The organism is Flavitalea sp. (assembly GCF_035489435.1).
Classification (GTDB): Bacteria; Bacteroidota; Bacteroidia; order Chitinophagales; family Chitinophagaceae; genus DATHKG01.
Genome location: NZ_DATHKG010000128.1, coordinates 1 through 2,125 on the forward strand (window position 1 = coordinate 1; position 2,125 = coordinate 2,125).

The window sequence follows — 2,125 nt, forward strand, 5'->3', positions numbered from 1 at the left end:
ACATTTATTGCCAGCCGCAATTTCAGTGATGTTTTCAAGCACGAGCCGGCTGCTCTCTTCGCGGGCTTTGACACCGTGATAGTCAAAATGTGCGTTAAAAACGAAAATCTTTTCCTGGTTGTCCTTTATCTCCAGTTCAACCCAGGTGCAAAGACGGTTGTGTTTTGCATCCCAGCCCAGGCCAGGGGACTGAGGTTTTTCCGAGAGCCAGAAATTCCCACCTTTAATCAGCTTGAATTTTTCCGTTTTAAAAAAAATGGCGGAGTGTTCACCAGCTTCTTTACCATCGTCCCTGGCCACACCAAACCTTTGATAATAATGTAAAGGAGTACTTATATCGTCAAGTTGTGCTTTAACGCCTTCCTGTGTGCCCAAGATGTCAAAATCGTGAAACCGGATAAGATTGATAACCACAGGGCTTCTGTCGACCCATAAATTACCCGTGTCTTTATCGTTTGCGTATCTGAGGTTGTAGGTGGCGATGCGAAGTTGATTCATAGAGGGTGCAATATTAAGACATTTAAGCTCCCCTCCTGCGAAGGTCTTATGTATGCGGGGGGATCGTTAAAATGAAAAAAGGTTCTTGAAATAAGTGATTTTTGTAATTGCAAAACAACATTAATCATTCAAAATCAAGAACCATGTTCAAAGGTAATCAAGTCAATTTTGCAGGTCAAACAATTTTTGTAGGCCTGGATGTACATAAAACCAATTGGAAGGTTTGTGTGGTCTACAATGGGGAAAAAGCGGCGTCATTTGCTCAGGATCCTGACGGAAAACAGCTGATCAAAACCCTGAAAGACAAGTTTCCGGGGATCGAAAAAATCAATTTGGTATATGAGGCAGGTTTTTCTGGTTTTGGAGCGTACCGGTTATTCAAGGAGTTGAATGTGGATTGTATTGTGGTCAATGCGGCTGATATTCCAACCAGTGACAAAGACCGAAAAACCAAAACTGACAAACGCGACGCGCGTAAACTTGCCTTTGAATGTTCAAAAGGGACTTTGCAAGGGATTTACGTTCCGGACGAAAAAATTGAAGCCATCAGAGCGTTGGTTCGTTATAGAAAGTCCATGGTCAATGACCGGACCGCAACGATAAACCGATTAAAGCATTACCTCATGTGTTACAGCCTTCCGGTTGAAGAAAAACTAGCAGAGCTCACAAAGCAGGTAATTTGCCGGCTTCGGGAAATTGAACTAACCGTTCAATCGAAGGAGTTTACGTTAGGTCATCTCCTGGATGAGTATGAACATCGCTCAACGGTGATTGTCCAAATCACCAATAAACTGGAAGGATTGATCAGGCAGAATGAAGAACTTAGAGAAATCCATGATCTTTTACGGAGTGTTGATGGTGTTGGTTTAATAACAGCGCTGACCCTTCAAACCGAGCTCATTGATATGAAGCGGTTTAAAAATAAAGATCTGCTGTGTTCTTATGTGGGCTTGGTTCCGGACATATATAGTAGCAATGATAAATATTCCAGGCTTGGCATGACCAACCGGGCAAACAAACATATAAAACCAATCCTGATTGAAGCCAGTTGGTCGGCTATAAAAAAAGACCCGGCATTAAAAGAGCTCTATTACCGGTATAAAGACAAAATGCCTGCAAACAAAGCGATTATCAGGATAGCGAAACATTTACTGTTACGGATACGGGCAGTGTGGGTGAATAAAGAAGTTTATCAACGCGGAATGTTGTCGCCACTAAAAGAACCTGCGATTGCAGCGTAAAAAGAAGTTGTGCTTGCTCTGGAGGAGCCGCACATCTTCTTTTTACTGCGATAAAACAAATAGTAAGTTGCAGATGATCAATGGATAAAATGAATACTAATACTGGTAAGTTAAAATATTGAGCTGATTGGGCGGTTCACCGTTAGCCCCTCTTGCGACGTTCAGGAAACTGAGTGATCGTTCTTTGCGAAGGTTACAGCCGCCCATTTTTATAATCTTGAAAGAGACCTTGCGGCAGGGTAAGTCCCGGACCGTTAATTGTAGGATGCTTAATAAAAAAACAAACCAGTGCTAAATAACTAGTTATACAAAAAGCGAAATCACTATACCAAGATCCAAAAATAATTTTTAATCGAAGCAGCACTCTTGCATCATAGTAGGAGGGG

3 protein-coding genes are annotated in these 2,125 nt (G+C 42.0%); 1 reads left to right on the plus strand and 2 read right to left on the minus strand.

What is annotated here, in order from left to right; all coding sequences use genetic code 11:
• On the minus strand, positions 1-498 hold a 498-nt coding region (locus VK664_RS20220; RefSeq protein ID WP_461400514.1), incomplete at its 3' end, for an endonuclease/exonuclease/phosphatase family protein.
• Between the two features lie 143 nt (positions 499-641).
• Between VK664_RS20220 and VK664_RS20225 the strand changes: the two genes are divergently transcribed.
• Positions 642-1,739, plus strand: a complete 1,098-nt coding sequence (locus tag VK664_RS20225; RefSeq protein ID WP_461400515.1) for an IS110 family RNA-guided transposase — start codon at positions 642-644, stop codon at positions 1,737-1,739.
• Between the two features lie 193 nt (positions 1,740-1,932).
• Here the strand turns inward: VK664_RS20225 and VK664_RS20230 are convergent.
• Positions 1,933-2,125 (minus strand): hypothetical protein (locus tag VK664_RS20230; protein WP_461400516.1); only part of this gene is annotated, 193 nt, incomplete at its 5' end.

Coding starts and splice junctions, on each gene's coding strand:
- VK664_RS20225 (WP_461400515.1), top strand. CDS start 642: ATGTTCAAAGGTAATCAAGTCAATTTTGCAGGTCAAACAATTTTTGTA.